Source organism: Rhizobium sp. CCGE531 (assembly GCF_003627795.1).
Taxonomy (GTDB): Bacteria; Pseudomonadota; Alphaproteobacteria; order Rhizobiales; family Rhizobiaceae; genus Rhizobium.
This window is the reverse complement of sequence record NZ_CP032684.1, coordinates 2841379-2859179: the sequence shown is the minus strand read 5'-3', so window position 1 is coordinate 2859179 and position 17801 is coordinate 2841379. Positions and strand designations below refer to the sequence as shown.

The 17801-nt window shown below is 58.0% G+C and carries 17 protein-coding genes and 1 tRNA gene; 7 read left to right on the top strand and 11 right to left on the bottom strand.

The genetic code is table 11. From position 1 onward, the window contains the following. Positions 1-194: 194 nt before the first annotated feature. Positions 195-1334, top strand: a complete 1140-nt coding sequence (locus CCGE531_RS13950; RefSeq protein WP_120664699.1) for a hypothetical protein — start codon at positions 195-197, stop codon at positions 1332-1334. Positions 1335-1802: 468 nt separating this feature from the next. On the opposite strand, the gene CCGE531_RS13945 is transcribed toward CCGE531_RS13950, so the two are convergent. Next, on the bottom strand, positions 1803-2303 hold the full coding sequence (locus CCGE531_RS13945) for a hypothetical protein (protein ID WP_120664698.1): 501 nt from the start codon (positions 2301-2303) through the stop codon (positions 1803-1805). A gap of 305 nt (positions 2304-2608) precedes the next feature. Between CCGE531_RS13945 and CCGE531_RS13940 the strand changes: the two genes are divergently transcribed. Beyond that, the gene (locus CCGE531_RS13940) at positions 2609-3667 is read left to right on the top strand and encodes a hypothetical protein (protein WP_120664697.1); all 1059 of its coding nucleotides are present in this window, start codon (positions 2609-2611) and stop codon (positions 3665-3667) included. Between the two features lie 109 nt (positions 3668-3776). On the opposite strand, the gene CCGE531_RS13935 is transcribed toward CCGE531_RS13940, so the two are convergent. From CCGE531_RS13935 to xylF, 4 genes are all read right to left on the bottom strand, one after another. Next, positions 3777-3853 (bottom strand) — tRNA-Arg (locus tag CCGE531_RS13935). A gap of 161 nt (positions 3854-4014) precedes the next feature. Further along, on the bottom strand, positions 4015-4797 hold the full coding sequence (locus CCGE531_RS13930) for an ATP-binding cassette domain-containing protein (protein ID WP_120664696.1): 783 nt from the start codon (positions 4795-4797) through the stop codon (positions 4015-4017). 15 nt (positions 4798-4812) lie between these two features. Further along, positions 4813-6126: a sugar ABC transporter permease gene (locus tag CCGE531_RS13925; protein WP_120664695.1), complete on the bottom strand. Its 1314-nt coding sequence runs from the start codon at positions 6124-6126 to the stop codon at positions 4813-4815. A 291-nt stretch (positions 6127-6417) separates the two neighbouring features. Then, complete coding sequence (gene xylF / locus CCGE531_RS13920; protein ID WP_120664694.1) at positions 6418-7458, bottom strand: D-xylose ABC transporter substrate-binding protein; 1041 nt, start codon at positions 7456-7458, stop codon at positions 6418-6420. Between the two features lie 222 nt (positions 7459-7680). Here xylF and CCGE531_RS13915 point away from each other — a divergent pair, with 222 nt between their 5' ends. Continuing rightward, a complete protein-coding gene (locus tag CCGE531_RS13915; protein WP_120664693.1) occupies positions 7681-8922 on the top strand; it encodes an ROK family transcriptional regulator in 1242 nt (413 codons plus the stop codon). A gap of 51 nt (positions 8923-8973) precedes the next feature. Here the strand turns inward: CCGE531_RS13915 and CCGE531_RS13910 are convergent, their stop codons facing one another. The 4 genes from CCGE531_RS13910 to iolG all read right to left on the bottom strand — a co-directional run bounded on the left by CCGE531_RS13910 (position 8974) and on the right by iolG (position 11456). Beyond that, positions 8974-9597, bottom strand: a complete 624-nt coding sequence (locus CCGE531_RS13910) for an ATP-dependent Clp protease proteolytic subunit (protein ID WP_120664692.1) — start codon at positions 9595-9597, stop codon at positions 8974-8976. 44 nt (positions 9598-9641) lie between these two features. Next, positions 9642-9995 carry an SRPBCC domain-containing protein gene (locus tag CCGE531_RS13905; protein ID WP_120664691.1) on the bottom strand — a complete coding sequence of 118 codons (354 nt, stop codon included), beginning with the start codon at positions 9993-9995 and terminating at the stop codon, positions 9642-9644. Next, positions 9992-10306 (bottom strand): metalloregulator ArsR/SmtB family transcription factor, encoded by a 315-nt coding sequence (locus CCGE531_RS13900; protein WP_120664690.1) that lies wholly within the window; start codon positions 10304-10306, stop codon positions 9992-9994. Before CCGE531_RS13900 ends, CCGE531_RS13905 begins: the two co-directional genes overlap by 4 nt. Before the next feature lie 157 nt (positions 10307-10463). Next, positions 10464-11456 (bottom strand): inositol 2-dehydrogenase, encoded by a 993-nt coding sequence (iolG, locus tag CCGE531_RS13895; RefSeq protein ID WP_120664689.1) that lies wholly within the window; start codon positions 11454-11456, stop codon positions 10464-10466. 231 nt (positions 11457-11687) lie between these two features. Here iolG and CCGE531_RS13890 point away from each other — a divergent pair, with 231 nt between their 5' ends. Beyond that, the gene (locus CCGE531_RS13890) at positions 11688-11948 is read left to right on the top strand and encodes a hypothetical protein (RefSeq protein ID WP_120664688.1); all 261 of its coding nucleotides are present in this window, start codon (positions 11688-11690) and stop codon (positions 11946-11948) included. On the opposite strand, the gene CCGE531_RS13885 is transcribed toward CCGE531_RS13890, so the two are convergent. Beyond that, positions 11949-12416 (bottom strand): hypothetical protein, encoded by a 468-nt coding sequence (locus tag CCGE531_RS13885; protein ID WP_120664687.1) that lies wholly within the window; start codon positions 12414-12416, stop codon positions 11949-11951. 75 nt (positions 12417-12491) lie between these two features. Continuing rightward, positions 12492-13499 carry a LysR family transcriptional regulator gene (locus CCGE531_RS13880; RefSeq protein WP_120664686.1) on the bottom strand — a complete coding sequence of 336 codons (1008 nt, stop codon included), beginning with the start codon at positions 13497-13499 and terminating at the stop codon, positions 12492-12494. 273 nt (positions 13500-13772) lie between these two features. On the opposite strand from CCGE531_RS13880, the gene chvE reads away from it, so the two are divergent. The 3 genes from chvE to mmsB all read left to right on the top strand — a co-directional run bounded on the left by chvE (position 13773) and on the right by mmsB (position 17686). Then, positions 13773-14837, top strand: a complete 1065-nt coding sequence (chvE, locus tag CCGE531_RS13875; protein WP_120664685.1) for a multiple monosaccharide ABC transporter substrate-binding protein — start codon at positions 13773-13775, stop codon at positions 14835-14837. A 105-nt stretch (positions 14838-14942) separates the two neighbouring features. After that, on the top strand, positions 14943-16481 hold the full coding sequence (gene mmsA, locus CCGE531_RS13870) for a multiple monosaccharide ABC transporter ATP-binding protein (protein ID WP_120664684.1): 1539 nt from the start codon (positions 14943-14945) through the stop codon (positions 16479-16481). Beyond that, positions 16478-17686 (top strand): multiple monosaccharide ABC transporter permease, encoded by a 1209-nt coding sequence (gene mmsB / locus CCGE531_RS13865; RefSeq protein WP_120664683.1) that lies wholly within the window; start codon positions 16478-16480, stop codon positions 17684-17686. Before mmsA ends, mmsB begins: the two co-directional genes overlap by 4 nt. The last annotated feature ends 115 nt before the right edge of the window (positions 17687-17801 follow it).

Sequence of the window (17801 nt, the reverse complement as noted above, 5' to 3'; positions counted from 1 at the left end):
GAAAGGCCTCCTAAAGGCTTGAAACAAAGCCATCTCGCCGTGACCATCGCAAAGCAATGCGACGCGATGTGAAGCAGTGGAAGCCAGTTGGCAAGTGCTTGTGTAAAAATTCATAAATGCTCATTTATGTGGCGATTAGCGTATTGCTGGTACAGCTTGCGATTATATTCGCGCTCTGAGGGAGATGGAAGTCAATGCCTTTTGGCTTTGTCGAGTTGAGTGAAAGTCGAGCGTACGATGCAATTTGGCGGCGGTTCGCACGATTTCAGGACATTGAACTAACTACAGAGATGTTGATGGTTGCACGAAAGATTCCTGCAAACCAAAAACAAAACGTTCGCAAGCAGATGCAGCAACTTTCCTATTCAGCTACGCAGGCGAAAGAGTTTTCTGATGCGGCGCTTTCTGGTGGAGACACGACCAGAGCGTTGCTGGCATACTACGCCATAACGGCATTGGCGAATGTCGAAATACTTTGGCGAGGTAGCGGTGATGAGAGTTTTGAGCGTAGGCCTTCACACTACAACGGTCATGGCCTAGAGCTAACCCAGAGCCAGTCGCTTTGGGATTTTGGAGCAAGGCCCCAAATACGGAATGATGGCTCCTTTTCGGGGCTTTTCGGGCTCTGGCGTCGTTTCGCCTCTCATTTTCCCATCTATTGCGAATGGAGGACGGCCATCGATGACACCTCTACAACTACGCTGGTTGCTGGTGTGCTCGGCCGCCCGCTTGAGTACTTTTCGTTACCAAACCGGCCTCTTACGCTGGGTGAGTGCTTGAAACATATCCCATCGTTGGCCCATAGCATTATCGCCTACGGAGAGCAGCCCCAGTTCGCCAGAGGTCGAAACGAAGTTCGCTCCAGTCTGGATGCATTCGGTAAAGAGCAATCTCGGCAGATCGATTACATCTTGCATCCTGCCGCGCCTGCGGTTTTCGAAGCAGTTTCTGAGTTTTTCCGTTTCAACTCAAGCATGACCGAAAGCCTACGAGTACAGGGTGGAAGCGGAAGGTTAGGGGTGGCGTTGCGCATCGAATACGATGTTGAAAATCCGCCTTGGCAAGATTGGGGCGTGCCTGAAATATTTGCTGACCGGCGAGACCTTTACTACATGGTTGGTCCAGGCGCGTTCCTCAATGAATTCGGTTATTTCTATATTGGCTTGTATATAGCGGGAATGGTCTCGCGTTACTACCCGCATCATTGGATTAAAGAGCTTCGCGAAGGAGCTTACGTAACCTCCCTTGTCCAAGAATTCGTTGAGTATTCACTTCAACGAGCGCCGATGCTGGTCTTAGGCCAGTTGGAGCAGACCATATTCCTCTACGATTGAAGGTGGGTCACACATCTCAGACGCAAGCCAGGTGACAGCGGCAGTCAGGTTTCCCCGATGGATGGAGGGCACTTGGCAGAGCCGTCTCCGAGCCGCCTAACTATCAAACGCCTTTCCCTTGAGGGCCACGTAAATAAACAGGCCGGCCACCACAAGATCAATGGGTGGCCAGATTGAGCGGTTAAGCCATACGGGTGCCAAAGGGTTGAACAAGATCGCGATCAATCCCATCGCTATCACTCGCCAACTGATAGTGTTGCTTGCGCGGTATCCCGTGAGTGCCGCAACGATTGCCGAAATGCTCACACCCACCGTAGGAACGTATGGTAGCCGTAGGGGAAAGGTAATGCGGCCAGCAGGAGGAGAGCCGCCGGTATGAGGAAGTAATTGCGCGTTGACCAACTCAGATACATCTCTCCGAGTTTAGGGTATTCACATAGAAGCGGCGGTTAGGTCTCGTGGTCGGTGTTACAGCGGAGGAGCATCCCACCCCCGATCACGCTTTCTTTGGCTGACCGGTGGCTGCGGAGTGAAATCCAAAGATTGCTCAGCTTGAGCTAAAAGCGATTCCATGCGTTGAACTGTAGCTTCTGCGCGAGGGTAAATCTGCGCCACAGTAGCCCGCCATTCATGAAACTGCATCAACACGGAATCCCAATCCGCTCGGCTATTTCCCTTCTCGATTTGGGCTTTGTAGTTCTCCGCCATGGATTGGATTTGGAAGGCGTCGGAGCGCATTTTCGCAAGGCCGTTCGAACAACTTTGGAAGATCTCGGGCTGATCCGGGAACATCGCTTGGCACCTGCGTAGTATGCCCGGCGTGGCGGTATCCAACATGCTTACTGTTCGCATGCATTCCGCAGCTACTTCCGCGTTTAGCCGATAAACCTCAATCTTCCTATCGCTCGCTTTGCTAGCGCGGTCCTTTTCCCAGCCAATTGCCGAAAGGATAATCGAAAGAAAATCCATCGCGTTTCACCCCACTTTCCCTGAGAGGAAGAATTGCGGAGTAGGGTGCTTGTGGTCAAGCCAAAAATGCAACCTGAGCGGAAGTTTGAGGTGCCGCATTTAGCGAGCTGCTTGCTGCTCGGGCACTTCATTTTCGGAGTCTGTGTCAAACACCCCGTGGCTCAACATTAAGGATTCAAAGAACTTTGGGGAGTGCTCGAAGTGCCAATTGCAATCAGAGTGTAAGCGGTTCAGCCTTAGAATCATAGATTTAAGTCAGAGATGCAGTGCTTCTTGCTAGAATTTTGGTAACTTTGAGGCTCTCTATGTTCAAAGACAACACTGTTTTTGTGATTGGTGCTGGTGCTAGCGACGAATTTAATCTGCCTGTTGGCGGTAAGTTGCTGAGTACGATCAAGCAAAACTCAAGATTCCGCTTCGATTACGGACTCAAAGAAGGAGTCAGAGAAATCTATGACGCAATTAGGCTGCGGTATGAGCACCAAAACGACGAGATAAATGCTCGGTTTGAAGCATGTGCAGAGATTTATCGTGCCATCGACTCTGCCGGCTCTATCGACTCATTCATCGACCGGAATAATCACGTGCCCCATATAGCCGAAGTGGGAAAGCTTCAGATTGCTTATGCCATCGCGAAGGCTGAAGGTGCTTCAAAACTCGCCGTTAGCCGAGACGGAAGTAAACGAGATCTAAATTGGGAATCCTTAGACAAAACGTGGATTGCCACATTCGCTAGAGCGCTTTTCGACGGTGTGCGGACAACCGACGTTGCCAGCCTCGGCAACAATATTACCATTATCTGTTTTAACTACGATAGATGCGTTGAATTTTACCTTATCGCTGCCATTGAACGGAGCTTCTATAAGGTTTCGCGTGAGCAGGCGTACATGATCGTTAACAACATGCAGATCATACATCCGTACGGCACATTGGGAAGGCTCCCCCAAGGTTTGACGGATCGGGACTACATACCCTACGGCCCTGATCTTGATCGATTAGATCTTTGGAAAATCAGTGAATCGCTTGTTACATGGTCTGAGTCGATCCGTGATGCGCAACAGGTGGATGCGATCAAGGCTGCGATCACGAAAGCGAGAGCTATCGTCTTCTTGGGATTTGCCTTCGCTAATCAAAACATGCGGCTACTTGAGGCCGATATTCCCGGAGGCAAACCCTATCACACCAAGGTCTACTCCACTGGATACGGCGTGCCAACTCAGGTGGAGGGGACTCTGAAGGAAAAAATCGCAAGGCTGTACAGCCCGCAGAGGGTGGACGAGTTCATGGCACGATACATCCAGATCGAACACGGGCAGAAGTGCGTTGACTTCATGAACACCCATTTGCTTAACCTGATGCAGTAGCTCCTGGCATGTCACTCAATAAAATTTAGGGTCAAATATCTCAGAGGTAATCACTTAGATGTTTGAGCATTTCAATGCATTGGGTGTCCAGAACGGACCCGGAAAACGGTGGCGCACCCGACAGGATTCGAACCTGTGACCTTTGGAATCGGAATCCAACACTCTATCCAGCTGAGCTACGGGTGCATGCCGTGGCGGTTTGAATCGCCTGTCCGATGGCTGGTTCTTAGCCTAGGAAACGCTTGGCTTCAATGAGGAAAATTCAGGAAAGCGTAAGATCGGACGTTTTGGTGGGATGAGGCCGCGGGCTTTTGGCGCGCGGCCTCGTTTTTGTTGGACGTGTCTGCTTATTCGCGCATGGCGCCGGGGCCGGGGGTGGCCTTCGGGGGGACCTTGCCGAGGATGATCATGCCCAGCACTTCGTCCTTGGTGACGTCTTCGGTGCGGGCGTGGCCGACGACCTGGCCGTTCTTCATGACCGAGACGCGGTCGGCGAGGTCGAAGACGTCGTGGATGTCGTGGCTGATGAGGAAGATGCCGATGCCCTCCTTCTTCAGCTGCTTGATCAGCTCGCCCACCTGCGCCGTCTCCTGGGGGCCGAGCGCCGCGGTCGGCTCGTCCATGATCAGGATGCGGGCATCGAAGAGGATGGCGCGGGCGATCGCGACCGATTGGCGCTGGCCGCCGGAAAGGGCCTTCACCGGCTCCTTGAAACGCTTGAAGTTGGGGTTGAGGCGCCCCATCACTTCGCGGGCCTTCGCCTCCATCGCGACGTCGTCGAGCGTGCCCCAGCGGGTCTGCAGCTCGCGGCCGAGATAGAGGTTGGCGGCCGCGTCGACATTGTCGGCGACGGCGAGCGTCTGGTAGATCGTCTCGATGCCGTATTTCTTGGCGTCGCGCGGGGTGCGGATATCGACGGGTTCGCCGTTGATCAGGATATCGCCGCTGTCGCGCTTGTAGGCGCCGGAGAGGATCTTGATCAGCGTCGATTTGCCGGCGCCGTTATGGCCGAGAAGTGCTACGACTTCGCCGGGGTAGAGATCCACCGAGGCATTGTCGACCGCGTGGATGCCGCCGAAGGAGATGGAAATGTTCTTCATTTCCACAAGCGGAGTGGTTTGATCCGTCATGGTTCAGAATTCCTTTTACTTGGCGCGCGAGCGGTAGACGATGTCGAGCCAGACGGCGATGACCAGGACGACGCCGACGACGACGTTCTGGATCGGCGTGTCGACATTGGCGAGCCCCATGCCCGATTGCAGCGACTGCATGACCAGGGCGCCGAGCATGGCGCCGGCGATCGTGCCGCTGCCGCCGGCAAGCGACGTGCCGCCGATGACCGCCGCGGCGATCGTGAAAAGCTCATAGGTCGTGCCCTGCGAATTGGCGGCGGCGTTCAGGCGGGCCGTGGAGATGGCCGCGGCAACCGCCGCAAGCAGGCCCATCAGCGCAAAGATGCGCACCGTCACCCAGCGGGTCTTGATGCCGGCGAGTTCGGCTGCTTCCGGGTTGCCGCCGATTGCGAAGACATAGCGGCCGAAGCGCAGGCGGGTGGCGATGAAAGTCATGATGATGCCGATGCCGACGGCGATCAGCACGGGTACGGCGATGCCGTAGGGAATATCGAGCCCGGTTTCCGGCCAGGGAATATTGTGCTCGGTCGCGTATTTCTTCGCGATGCCGACGGGCCAGTAATAGATGCTGAAGACGTAGATCGTCACGAGGACGAGGGCCGAGCCGAGGACGGCGAGGAAATATTCCGCCCAGAGCGGCCGGCGCGGGAAGTTGAAGCGCTTGCGCTGATGGCGTCCGCCGATGATGCCGAGAACGATGAACAGGCAGGCGAGCCCGCCGAGGATCCAGCTCCATGTCGCGCCGATCGAGCCTTCCGCGCCGCCGCCCATGATGCGGAAGGTGGCATCGAGCGGGGCAACCGTCTGGCCGCTGGTGACGTACCAGGCAAGGCCGCGCCAGGCGAGGAAGCCGCCGAGGGTGACGATGAAGGAGGGGACATTGAAGAAAGCGATGATCACGCCCTGGAAGGTGCCGAGCAGCGTGCCGACGGCGAGGCCGCAGATCAGCGTGATGACCCAGGTCCACGAGCTGTCGAAGCCGAGATAGGCCGGCAGGTATTTCGCCTGGACGACGCCCATGACCATGGCGACGAAACCGAGCAGCGAGCCGACGGAAAGGTCGATGTTGCGGGTGACGATGACGAGCACCATGCCGGTGGCAAGGACCGCAATTTCACAGGTCTGAACGGAGAGGTTCCAGAGATTTCGGGGCGTCAGGAAAAGACCGCCGGTATAAAGGTCGAAGCCGATCCAGATGATCAGCAATGCGCCGACCATGCCGAGCAGGCGGGTATCGATTTCGGTGGCACGCAGGAAGCGCGTGATTGCGCCTTCCTCTTTATTGCGCGGACCGCTCGATGTTGTGGAATGCGTCATGTCGGCCATCGCTTTGCCGTTCTCCCACTGTTGGGCGCAGGCCCGCGAATGCTTTTCGTTGATCGCTGGGCAGTATCCGCGCTGGTCACAATAGACGTCATCGCTCGCCCATCCGGTTTCTCCCGGTTCCACGACCGCCATCCGGCAGGCCGATCGGATATGCGATGACGCAACACATGCGGGAAGCCTTGCACCTCCATTCTGGGTGGAGTTGCGGGCCTCTTATCCGCATTCGACGCCGCAACGGGAAGCCCTTTGCGGCGTCGGCATTATCTTCGGGTCAACCTGTCAGCCAAGCGCTTACTTGCAGGCAGCGACGCTGCCGGCCTTGACGCCCTGGCATGCTTCAGCCTTGCTGATCCAGCCTGCGTCGATGACGACGTTCAGATTGTCCTTGGTGATCGCGATCGGGGTCAGGAAGACCGACTTCATCGCAACGTGCTTCGGACCGCCGTCGAAGGTCTGGACGCCGGAGATCTTATCCATCGTCTTGCCCTTGGCGAGGTCGATGGCGATTTCGGCGGCGCGCTTGCCGAGCTCACGCGAGTCCTTCCAGACCGAAACGGTCTGCGTGCCGAGCGCGATGCGGTTCAGAGCAGCCTTGTCGGCGTCCTGGCCGGAAACCGGCACGGAGCCTGCGAGACCCTGGGCGTCGAGAGCAGCAACAGCACCGCCGGCGGTACCGTCGTTGGAGGCGACGACCGCGTCAACCTTGTTGTTGTTGGCGGTCAGGAACTGCTCCATGTTGCGCTGCGCGTTCTGCGGCAGCCAGCCGTCCGTGTAGGCTTCGCCGACGTTCTTGATCTTGCCGGCGTCGATGGCGGACTTCAGCACTTCCATCTGGCCTGCGAAGAGGAAGTTGGCGTTCGGGTCCGAGGACGAGCCCTTGATGAAGACGTAGTTGCCCTGCGGCTTTGCCTTCAGAACGTCGCGAGCCTGCATGCGGCCCACTTCCTTGTTGTCGAAGGTGATGTAGAAGGCGGCCGGATTTTCGATCAGGCGGTCGTAGCCGACAACCGGAATGCCTTCGTCGGCGGCCTTTTCAACGGCCGGGCCGATGGCGTCGGAATCCTGCGCAAGGATGATGAGGGCGTTGGCGCCCTGGGAAATCAGCGACTCGACGTCCGTCAGCTGCTTGGAAGCGGACGACTGGGCGTCGGCGGAAATGTACTTGGCGCCGGCTGCAGCGAGCGCCTTCTTGATGGCTGCCTCATCCGTCTTCCAACGCTCTTCCTGGAAGTTCGACCAAGAAACGCCGACGACGAAATCCTTGGCGAAGGCGGCCGTCTGCATGGTCAAAACGATGGCCGCACCCGCAGCCAGCTTGATGAAAGCTTTCATATGATCCTCCCGATTGAATGCGACCGCACGTATCCTGAACTCCCGTCGGCCGCGGCGAAAATGCTGACAAGAAAAGCTTTGGACTTTTTTCTCGACAGTCGAGAAATTTAGTGTCAGAGATTTTTTCAACTGTCAACACCAGCACTGCCGGCTTTCATCGGTCATCCGAAACAAGCTGTCAGGGTTGTGGAAGGGGAGGGTTGATGAGCGGGGAGCTTGCCGATGCTGGCCAAATCGAGCACCGAATTGGTCCGTCAAAGGAACAGCGCTTTGGTCTTGGCGGCGCTGCGCCGGCACGGTCCGCTTGCCCACACCGAGCTTTCTGATTTCACGAAGCTTTCCTCCGCGACCGTGTCAGTCATCACGGCCGATCTCGAACGGGCGCAGATCATCGAAAAGGCGGAGCAGCAGATTGCCAGCGGTCGCGGGCGGCCGCGCGTGCTGTTTTCGCAGCGGCGCGATTGCGGTTATCTGATCGTCGTCGTCATTTCGTCGGATGCGGTGCAATATTCCCTGGTGGATTATACCGGCCGGCTGATCGACCGCTTTACCGAGGACAGGCAGCAGAATGTCGTCGGTGTCGACCGCTTCGTGGCCGGCCTGCGCGATGCGCTGAACCGGATCGTCACCCGTTCGCAATTATCGCGCGACAAGGTGCTGATGATTTCGATCAGCAGCAAGGGGCTCGTCGATGCCTCGGAGCCGGTGTTGCGCTGGTCGCCGATCTTCGGGCGCGAGGAAATCGACTTCGCCGCCGTGCTTCGCGACGAATGGTCGGCGAAAGTCATTCTCGGCAACGAGACCTTGCTGGTTGCGGCGGCCCTCGGGCGGCAGGAGGAAATCACCACGCATGGCGGTTTCCGTGCAATGGCGGCCCTGTCGCTTGGCCATAGCATCGGGCTTGGCATCGTGCGGCGGGATCATGAAGGCAATCATCAGATATCGGCGCCGAATTTCGGGCATATGATGCATGTGCCGGGCGGCGGTCTTTGCCGCTGCGGCGCGCGCGGCTGCATCGAGGCCTATGCGGGCTTTTACGCCATGCTGCGCACGGCTTTCGACGTGCCGCTCGACACGATCCCGGCGAAGTTCGTTCCGATTGCCGAACTCGACAAGATCGCGGCGAGTGCGCGGCATGGCGGACGCCGCAACGTGCTGGCCTTTCGCCAGGCCGGCCTGGCACTCGGCAACGGCCTTTCGCGCGTCTTGAGCCTGCACGAGCGGATGCCGATCGTCATCACCGGTCCGGGCGTCCGCTACTACGACCTGCTGATCGAAGGCATAACGGAAGGCTTGGCGGAATCGCATGTCGTGCGCATGGAGGGCATGCCGGAACTGCGCGTCATCGTCGACGAACCGAGGCTCGTCTTCGAAGGGCATCTGAACCGTGCATTTTCGATCATCGACAATGACATCGTGAGGAGGGGGGCTTCGGTCGTGGAATTGCGCGACCGGGCCGTTTGAAGCGCGACAGAGCATGGCGTGGCCGTGCGACTGGCCGCTTCCGCTGTTGAATCAATCCGTCAAGCCGACGTTCTGGTCTTCCTCGCGAATGTGCAGGATGCGGTCGATCAATCCCCATTCCAGAGCCTCTTCCGCCGTCATGAAGTAGTCGCGATCCATGGCGCGCTCGAATTCGTCATAGGTGCGGCCGCAATGCTCGGCGTAGAGCCGCGTCATGCGGTGCTTGGTGCGCTTGATTTCCTCGGCGTGGATGAGCATGTCGGAGGCTTGGCCCTGGAAGCCGCCCAAGGGCTGATGGATATGGATGCTGGCATTGGGCAGCGCGGTGCGCTGGCCTGGTTCGCCGGCCATCAGCAGGAACGACCCCATTGAACGGGCGGTTCCCATGCAGAGCGTGTGCACCGGCGCGCGGATGTAGCGCATGGTATCGTACATGGCGAGGCCGCTGGTCACGACGCCTCCGGGCGAATTGACATAGAGGCTGATCGGCTTCTTCGGGCTTTCCGCCTCGAGAAACAGCAATTGCGCGCAGACCAGGGCCGAGACGGTATCGTTGACCTCACCATTCAGGAAGATGATCCTCTCGCGCAGCAGGCGGGAATAGATATCGAAAGACCGCTCTCCTCTGCTGGACTGTTCCACGACCATAGGGACGAGTTGCATCGCTTCGCGCATCGGCGAACTCCAATCTTTAAGAATTTACTGAGAGCTTCGCCGCCTCAGGCGGCGAGCGAGAAGACGCCGTTATTGTTTGCGGCACTCGTCATCCGCTCGAACCTTGCGTCGGTCAGTTCGTGGATGATCCGCAAGCTGGTTCCGCCGGTCGCGTTCGGGGCGATCCGGAATGTCACGGTGCTTTCGAGGAATGGCGGGCTGTTGTCCCGCATCCTATAGCGGACTTCCTGGCCCGGCGTCATGGACGTCGCTTCCGGATCGGCCAAGGCTTCCTTCGGCAGCCAGTTCTCCCGAAATTCTGGGATGCTGATCGCGCGCCAAACCTTTTGCGGCGGTTCGTCGAGATCGTATTCAAGCTCGATATCATGGCTACGCTCTTCAGTCTTTCCGTCGTTCATTGGTCCATATCCTTCAGCAAGACTTTGAGAGCTTCGATGCGGGCGGGCCAATAGGCGCGGTATTTCGCCAGCCATTGCGCGATGAGTGCCAGCCCTTCCGGATCGACCTCATAATTCACGAAGCGCCCCAATCGTTCTTCCTTGACAAGGCCGGCACCGCGAAGAACCGAGAGGTGCTGAGACATCGCTGGCTGGCTGATGTCCATGCCTTCACGCAGGGCGCTGGCATTCATGCCGCCTGCCGCCAGCTTCTCGAAGATTGTGCGGCGGGTTGGGTCCGCCAAAGCCCGGAATATCTCGTTCTCGATCATGCTGATAGATAAGCACAGACTTATCTGATTCGCAAGGGGTTTCCGTCTAGGTGCCATCGGACGTCGCCGCGGGGGTGCCAAAGAAAAAGTCCGCCGCGAAGCGATTCGCGGCGGACTTATCGGGAGGATCATATTCCTTGCAGGAACTGAGTGCTGTTTAGTCGACCTTTATCAGGCGGCCTTCCTTGACCGACTGCAAGGCGGCATCGGCGAGCTTCAGCGCGGCGAGGCCGTCGGTGCCCGACGGGGTGATGGTGGCGCCCTTTTCGACCGCGGCAATGAAGCTTGCGATTTCGTTGGCATAGGCTTCGGTGTAGCGGGTCATGAAGAAATCATGCAGCGGCGGGCGGGTGTAGCCATCGCCATTGGCGAGCTCGATGGAGACGGCGCGCTGGTTTTCGGCCGATACCATTCCCTTCGAGCCATGGATTTCGATGCGCTGATCGTAGCCGTAGGTGGCCCGGCGCGAGTTGGAGATGATCGCCTGCTTGCCCGATGCCGTCTGAAGGATGACGGAAACACTGTCATAATCGCCGGCCTCGCCGATCGCCTTGTCGACCAGCACGGCGGCGGTCGCGGTCACGGCCACCGGCTCTTCGCCGAGCAGGAAGCGCGCCATGTCGAAGTCATGGATGGTCATGTCGCGGAAAATGCCGCCGGAGCGCTTGATGTAATCGACAGGCGGAGCGCCCGGATCGCGCGAGGTGATCGTCACCATCTCCACGATGCCGATGCGGCCTTCGTCGATGGCCTTCTTGACGGCCATGAAATGCGGGTCGAAGCGGCGGTTGAAGCCGACCATCAGCTTGCCCTTGGTTTCCTTGACGACCTTGATACAGGCCTCGACGCGGGCGACGTCGAGATCGACGGGCTTTTCACAGAAGACGGCCTTGCCGGCGCGGGAGAAGCGTTCGATCAGATCGGCATGGGTATCGGTCGGCGTGCAGATGACGACGGCATCGATATCTTTTGCCGCTTCGATGGCTTCGATGGTGCGCACTTCGCAGCCATAGGCGGCTGAAATTGCTTCGGCCGCCGCCGGAAAGGCATCCGCGACGGCGACGAGCTTGGCGTTGGCATCGCCGCTGACGGCCTTCGCATGTACCTTGCCGATGCGTCCGGCGCCGAGCAGACCAAATCTGACAGTCATTCTTACCTCCCTGGATTCGGAACAAATGGACCGAATATCAACCCATATGGAATTTTCATTCCATTTTCCCATGGCGACGTCAAGCCGCCCGGACTTCACAATTCCGAAAATCATAATGCCATGCCGGCATATTCGGAATTTGCCCACGACACCTTATTTTATCCAGACCGCTTCACAATTTTCCCGATGATGCGCTAAAGACATATTTTCTTGAACAGGCAAAAGAGACCCATGCAACTGATCGATCCCAGCCACCCGCTCTATAAGCCGCTTTGGGTGCGCATCCTCATCGTGGCCGTCTGTTTTGGCTGGGCAGCCGTCGAAACCTTTGGCTCGCAGCCATTCTGGGCCATGCTTTCCGGCGCGCTTGGCGTCTATTCGGCCTGGATGCTGCTTCTGAATTTCAAGCCGAAGCCGCCCGCGGCAACCAATGATGCGCCCGCGCGGGACGATGCCGCCGAGGATGAAGAGCCCACAGAGGACAAGAAATAATCATCGCTTGAGGCGGCGTATGGCTTCGTCGATCAGCTGATTGGCAAGCATCATGCGGATGGTCGCCTGTTCGCGGAACAGAGCGGCGACACTATCGGGGTGATTGACCTTGGCAAAGCCGCGGCGCTTCTCCTGCAGGATCTCGCGCGTCTGTTCGGCGGTGATTGCAAGCTCCGTGGCGATCTCTTCCCGTGACGTTCGGCTCAGATGCTCCGGCATGGCCGGCGGTTCCGGCTCTTGCGGCACGGGTTCTGGTGCCGGTTCGGGCGGAATGATCGGGTCGCCGAGATTGTCGCGATAGGCTTCGTCGGGCCGGTGTGTGTCAGGCGTCTCGCCGCCGAGCACCGTCGCGGCAAAACTGAGGTTGAGGCCGCGGATGCGATGCGCCGCCTCTTCCTTTTCCGACGTGTCCTCTTCGGTATCGAGGCGGTCGAGCACGGATTGAAACAATGATTGCCTGAACAACATTCGGGTCTCCACACCAAGTTTCATAGGAGCGGAAGTTGGCGTGGAGCTTATGGGCGCGCGGCCGCGAGCGTGAAGTTATGTCGGCGAAAGATTCCTGCTCTCTTCCAGGATCATGTCGTGCAGCAGCCGGGCGCTTGGCGGCATGGCGCGTTCGTGCGCTGTGATCAGGCTGTAGGGCCTGACGTCAATGTCGAAGTCGATCGGCAGAATGCTGGATTCGCCGGCTTGCGATGTCTGCCCGCAGACGAATTGCGCCATGTCCAGCGCGATGGGGGCGATCGCATCCGTCTTGCAGACCACGGCAAGCGTCAGCAGCAGGGACGAGGTGTTGATGACATTTTCCGGCAGCGGCACGCCTGCCGCGAGGAAGATATCCTCCACCTTGCGCCGCAGCAATGTGCCGGGTGGCTGGAACACCCAGTCGTAGCCGGCGAGATCCGGCAGGCTGGCCACTCCCTTTTCAAGCAGCGGATGGCCGTTGCGGACCACGAGGCAGGCTTTCTCGACGCCGATTTCGTGGGCGGTGAAGAGGCGCGGATCGAGGTCGTCGGGAATGCGGCTGATGATGAAGTCGTGGCGTGCGGCCAGCAGCTCGCGCGCCAGCACATTGCTGTTCTCCACTTCGATGTTGATCTCAATGCCCGGATAGGTGCGCGTTACCCGCTGGATCGCCGGCACTACGAGGCTGATCGCAGGCGCGGTCACGGCCCCCAAAAAGACGGAGCCGCCCTTGCCGGTCCGCAGCGCGCCGAGCTCCCGGCCAGCCTCGCGCAACTCCAGCAGGATCTTGCGCGCCCGTTTTGCGAGCGCAAGGCCGAATGGGGTCAGCATGACGCCCCGGGCGACACGTTCGTAGAGCGGACTTTTGACAATTGACTCCATTTCGGAGAGCATGCGTGAAGCCGCAGGTTGTGACATGTTCATGGACTCAGCGGCGGCCGAAATTTGCCCATGATCCTCGATCGTGACGATCATGCGCAAGTGATTGAGCTTCAAACCGGCTTTCAGCAACGTGTCGTCGCGAAAATTGTCGGAATGAATCTCAATGCCTTCGCTCAAATAGTCGTTATATATTTTCTCCATGACGGCCAAAATTCCCGTTCGTCGGCAAAAAAGTACTATTTTTTAACATTATATCAAACTTGGTATATATTTTACCAGTTATTCTATTTGACAGTTATACGAAATCGTACGAGTTTGCCGATCGTGCGCTGGTTACAGCTCATAAACCGTGAGAGCGTGGAGGAGACCTACTTCGTTTCTCACAATTAGAAGTAAACCATTCCTTCTACGGAACCTGCCGCAGTTTCGGGCGGGCATTTTTTGTCCGCCACATTAACAACAAGGGAGAGAGTAATGAAATCCATTATCTCATTGATGGCCGGCGCTGCGTTCGGCGTCGCTACGCTGGTGGTACCTGCCTTCGCGGCGGACAAGGGCACGGTAGGCATCGCCATGCCGACCAAGGCTTCGGCCCGCTGGATCGATGACGGCAACAACATCGTCAAGCAGCTCCAGGCTGCCGGCTACGGCACCGACCTGCAGTATGGCGACGACGATATTCCGAACCAGCTCTCGCAGATCGAGAACATGGTCACCAAGGGCGACAAGGTTCTCGTCGTCGCTTCGATCGACGGCACCACGCTGTCCGACGTTCTGCAGAAGGCCCACGATGCCGGCATCAAGGTCATTGCTTATGACCGCCTGATCCGCAACAGCGGCAACGTCGACTATTATGCGACGTTCGACAACTTCAAGGTCGGCGTTCTCCAGGCTGGCTCGATCGTCGATGCCCTCGGCCTCAAGGACGGCAAGGGTCCGTTCAACATCGAGCTGTTCGGCGGTTCTCCGGACGATAACAACGCCTTCTTCTTCTATGACGGCGCAATGTCGGTCCTGAAGCCCTACATCGACAGTGGCAAGCTGGTCGTGAAGTCCGGCCAGATGGGCATGGACAAGGTCGGTACGCTGCGTTGGGACCCGGCAACGGCCCAGGCTCGTATGGACAACCTGCTGTCGGCTTATTACACCGACACCCACGTCGACGCCGTTCTGTCTCCGTATGACGGCCTGTCGATCGGTATCCTCTCCTCGCTCAAGGGCGTTGGTTACGGTTCCGGCGGCGTGAAGCTCCCGATCGTTACCGGTCAGGACTCCGAAATTCCGTCGGTCAAGTCGATCATCGCCGGCGAGCAGCACTCCACGATCTTCAAGGACACCCGTGACCTCGCCAAGGTCACCGTCGGCATGGTCAACGCTCTGATGGAAGGCAAGACGCCTGAAGTCAACGACAGCAAGACCTACGACAACGGCGTCAAGGTTGTTCCGTCCTACCTGCTGACCCCGGTCGCAGTCGACAAGACCAACTACGAGAAGATCCTCGTCGAAGGCGGTTACTACAAGGCTGATCAGCTGAAGTAATTTTCCGACATAGCGGTCAGGGCTCGCCGAAATGCGGGCCCTGGCTTTGATATTTAAGACGATCGCGCGGTCTGCTATGTTCGGTCGCGGCGTTGGATACGGACAATGGACAATACCATCCTCGAAATGCGGAGCATCACCAAGTCGTTCCCCGGTGTGAACGCCTTGGAAAATGTCAATCTCAAGGTCCGTCAGGGCGAGATTCATGCTTTGGTCGGCGAAAATGGAGCCGGCAAGTCTACTCTCATGAAGGTGCTATCGGGCGTTTACCCGGCCGGCACTTACGACGGCGACATCTACTATGATGGCGCGGTCCGCCAGTTCAGGACCATCAAGGACTCCGAAGAAATCGGCGTCATCATCATCCATCAGGAGCTGGCGCTCGTTCCGCTTCTGTCGATTGCCGAAAATATCTTCCTGGGCAATGAGGTCGTCGCCAATGGCATGATCAATTGGCAGGAAACCTTCACCCGCACCAAGCAACTCCTTGCCAAGGTCGGCCTCAGGGAATCTCCGAATACGCTCGTGACCGACATCGGCGTCGGCAAGCAGCAGCTCGTCGAGATCGCCAAGGCCTTGTCGAAGAGCGTCAAGCTTCTCATTCTCGACGAGCCGACGGCATCGCTCAACGAAAGCGATTCCGATGCTCTCCTCAATCTCCTCATGGAGTTCCGCAACCAGGGCATCACTTCGATCATCATCACGCACAAGCTCAACGAAGTGCGCAAGGTGGCCGATCAGATCACGGTATTGCGCGACGGCATGACGGTGAAGGCACTGAACTGCCACGAGGAAGAGATCAGCGAAGACATCATCATTCGCAATATGGTGGGACGCGAGCTCGCCGACCGCTATCCGCCGCGCTCGGTGCCGATCGGCGAGACCATCTTCGAAGTCAAGAACTGGAATGCGTTCCATCAACAGCACCGCGACCGCCAGGTCCTGCACGATATCAATATCAATGTGCGCAAGGGCGAAGTGGTAGGCATTGCCGGTCTGATGGGCGCGGGACGCACCGAATTCGCCATGAGCGTCTTCGGCAAGTCCTACGGTCACAAGATCAGCGGTGAAGTCTTCGTCGACGGCAAGCAGGTCGATACCAGCACCGTTCGCAGGGCGATCGACGCCGGCCTCGCCTATGTTACGGAAGACCGAAAGCAACTCGGCCTCGTTCTGACGAACAATATCCTGCACAATACGACGCTTGCCAATTTGATGGGCGTCTCCAGGGCAACGGTCATCGACGACGTTCGCGAGTTGCAGGTGGCGACGAACTATCGCGCCAAGCTGCGCATCCGTTCGTCCGGCGTCTTCCAGGAGGCAGGCAACCTGTCCGGCGGCAACCAGCAGAAGGTGGTGCTGTCGAAGTGGCTGTTCTCGGATCCGGATGTCCTGATCCTCGACGAGCCGACGCGCGGCATCGACGTCGGCGCCAAGTACGAAATCTATTCCATCATCAACCAGCTTGCCGCCGACGGAAAGGGCGTTCTGATGATCTCATCGGAAATGCCTGAGCTTCTCGGCACCTGCGACCGCATCTACGTCATGAATGAGGGTCGAATCGTTGCCGAGCTGCCGAAGGCAGAGGCAAGCCAGGAGAGTATCATGCGCGCTATCATGCGCTCAGGGGAGAAGCATCAATGAGTTCGGCCAACCCAGCCACGGAAAGCAGCCACGTCGTTTCGATCGGCGACCACATCCGCAACAACATCCGCGAATACGGCATGTTGATCGCGCTCGTCGTCATCATGCTGCTGTTCCAGTATCTCACCAACGGCGTTCTGTTCAGGCCGCAAAACCTGACCAACATCGTGCTGCAGAACTCGTTCATCGTCATCATGGCGCTCGGCATGCTGCTGGTCATCGTGGCCGGCCATATCGACCTGTCCGTGGGTTCGGTGGTCGGCTTCGTCGGCGCGGTTGCGGGCGTGCTGGTCGTGCAGATGCATATGAACCTGGCGCTCGCGACGGTCATTTGTCTTCTGATGGGAGCCGCGGTCGGCGCCTGGCACGGATATTTCATCGCCTACCATCGTATCCCATCGTTTATCGTCACGCTTTCCGGCATGCTGGTTTTCCGTGGCTTGACCTATACGATCATCAACACGACCGGCAATGGCAGCAGCATCGGCCCGTTCCCGCCGGCCTTCCAGATCGTCGCGACCGGCTTCATTCCGGATTTTGCCGATATGGGCGGCATCCATTCGACGTCGATCTTCCTGACTATCGCCATCCCGATCGTCATGTTCCTCCTCGCGTGGCGCGGTCGCAGCGTGAACGAGAAGCATGGCATCGATGTCGAGCCTTTCAGCTTCTTTATCGGCCAGAATCTGGTAATCGCCGCCGCGACCATCTTCATCGGCTATCAGATTTCCTCCTACAGAGGATTGCCGAACGTCCTGGTTCTCATGTTGCTGCTGATTGCCCTTTACGGCTTCGCGACGCAGCGCACGACGATCGGTCGCCGCATCTATGCGATGGGCGGCAACGAGAAGGCGACGAAGCTTTCGGGCATCGATACCCGGCGCCTGACCTTCTACACCTTCATCAACATGGGCATTCTTGCCAGCATCGCCGGCATCATCATCGCCACGCGCCTGAATTCGGCAACGGCCAAGGGCGGCGACGGCCTTGAGCTCGACGTGATCGCGGCTTGCTTCATCGGTGGCGCTTCGGCCTCCGGCGGCGTCGGCAAGGTGACGGGCGCCGTTATCGGTGCCTTGATCATGGGTGTCCTGAACCAGGGCATGTCGATCCTCGGGTACCAGACGGACTCGCAGAAGATGATCAAGGGTGCGGTCCTGCTCGCCGCTGTGTTCATCGACGTCTACAACAAGAACAAGGGCTGATCGCCACGCGCGACCAGCCTAAACTTTAAAACCAAATCCATGACAGAGTCCGGCTCTCGCTGAGAGCCGGAACGGTAAACTGCATCCGATCTCTGTCTGTTAGGAAAGGATGAAA

Excerpts from the sequence above, each read along its gene's own strand:
- CCGE531_RS13950 (WP_120664699.1), top strand. The coding sequence starts at position 195 with ATGCCTTTTGGCTTTGTCGAGTTGAGTGAAAGTCGAGCGTACGATGCA.
- CCGE531_RS13945 (WP_120664698.1), bottom strand. The coding sequence starts at position 2,303 with ATGGATTTTCTTTCGATTATCCTTTCGGCAATTGGCTGGGAAAAGGAC.
- CCGE531_RS13940 (WP_120664697.1), top strand. The coding sequence starts at position 2,609 with ATGTTCAAAGACAACACTGTTTTTGTGATTGGTGCTGGTGCTAGCGAC.
- CCGE531_RS13930 (WP_120664696.1), bottom strand. The coding sequence starts at position 4,797 with ATGACGGATCAAACCACTCCGCTTGTGGAAATGAAGAACATTTCCATC.
- CCGE531_RS13925 (WP_120664695.1), bottom strand. The coding sequence starts at position 6,126 with ATGGCCGACATGACGCATTCCACAACATCGAGCGGTCCGCGCAATAAA.
- xylF (WP_120664694.1), bottom strand. The coding sequence starts at position 7,458 with ATGAAAGCTTTCATCAAGCTGGCTGCGGGTGCGGCCATCGTTTTGACC.
- CCGE531_RS13915 (WP_120664693.1), top strand. The coding sequence starts at position 7,681 with ATGCTGGCCAAATCGAGCACCGAATTGGTCCGTCAAAGGAACAGCGCT.
- CCGE531_RS13910 (WP_120664692.1), bottom strand. The coding sequence starts at position 9,597 with ATGCGCGAAGCGATGCAACTCGTCCCTATGGTCGTGGAACAGTCCAGC.
- CCGE531_RS13905 (WP_120664691.1), bottom strand. The coding sequence starts at position 9,995 with ATGAACGACGGAAAGACTGAAGAGCGTAGCCATGATATCGAGCTTGAA.
- CCGE531_RS13900 (WP_120664690.1), bottom strand. The coding sequence starts at position 10,306 with ATGATCGAGAACGAGATATTCCGGGCTTTGGCGGACCCAACCCGCCGC.
- iolG (WP_120664689.1), bottom strand. The coding sequence starts at position 11,456 with ATGACTGTCAGATTTGGTCTGCTCGGCGCCGGACGCATCGGCAAGGTA.
- CCGE531_RS13890 (WP_120664688.1), top strand. The coding sequence starts at position 11,688 with ATGCAACTGATCGATCCCAGCCACCCGCTCTATAAGCCGCTTTGGGTG.
- CCGE531_RS13885 (WP_120664687.1), bottom strand. The coding sequence starts at position 12,416 with ATGTTGTTCAGGCAATCATTGTTTCAATCCGTGCTCGACCGCCTCGAT.
- CCGE531_RS13880 (WP_120664686.1), bottom strand. The coding sequence starts at position 13,499 with ATGGAGAAAATATATAACGACTATTTGAGCGAAGGCATTGAGATTCAT.
- chvE (WP_120664685.1), top strand. The coding sequence starts at position 13,773 with ATGAAATCCATTATCTCATTGATGGCCGGCGCTGCGTTCGGCGTCGCT.
- mmsA (WP_120664684.1), top strand. The coding sequence starts at position 14,943 with ATGGACAATACCATCCTCGAAATGCGGAGCATCACCAAGTCGTTCCCC.
- mmsB (WP_120664683.1), top strand. The coding sequence starts at position 16,478 with ATGAGTTCGGCCAACCCAGCCACGGAAAGCAGCCACGTCGTTTCGATC.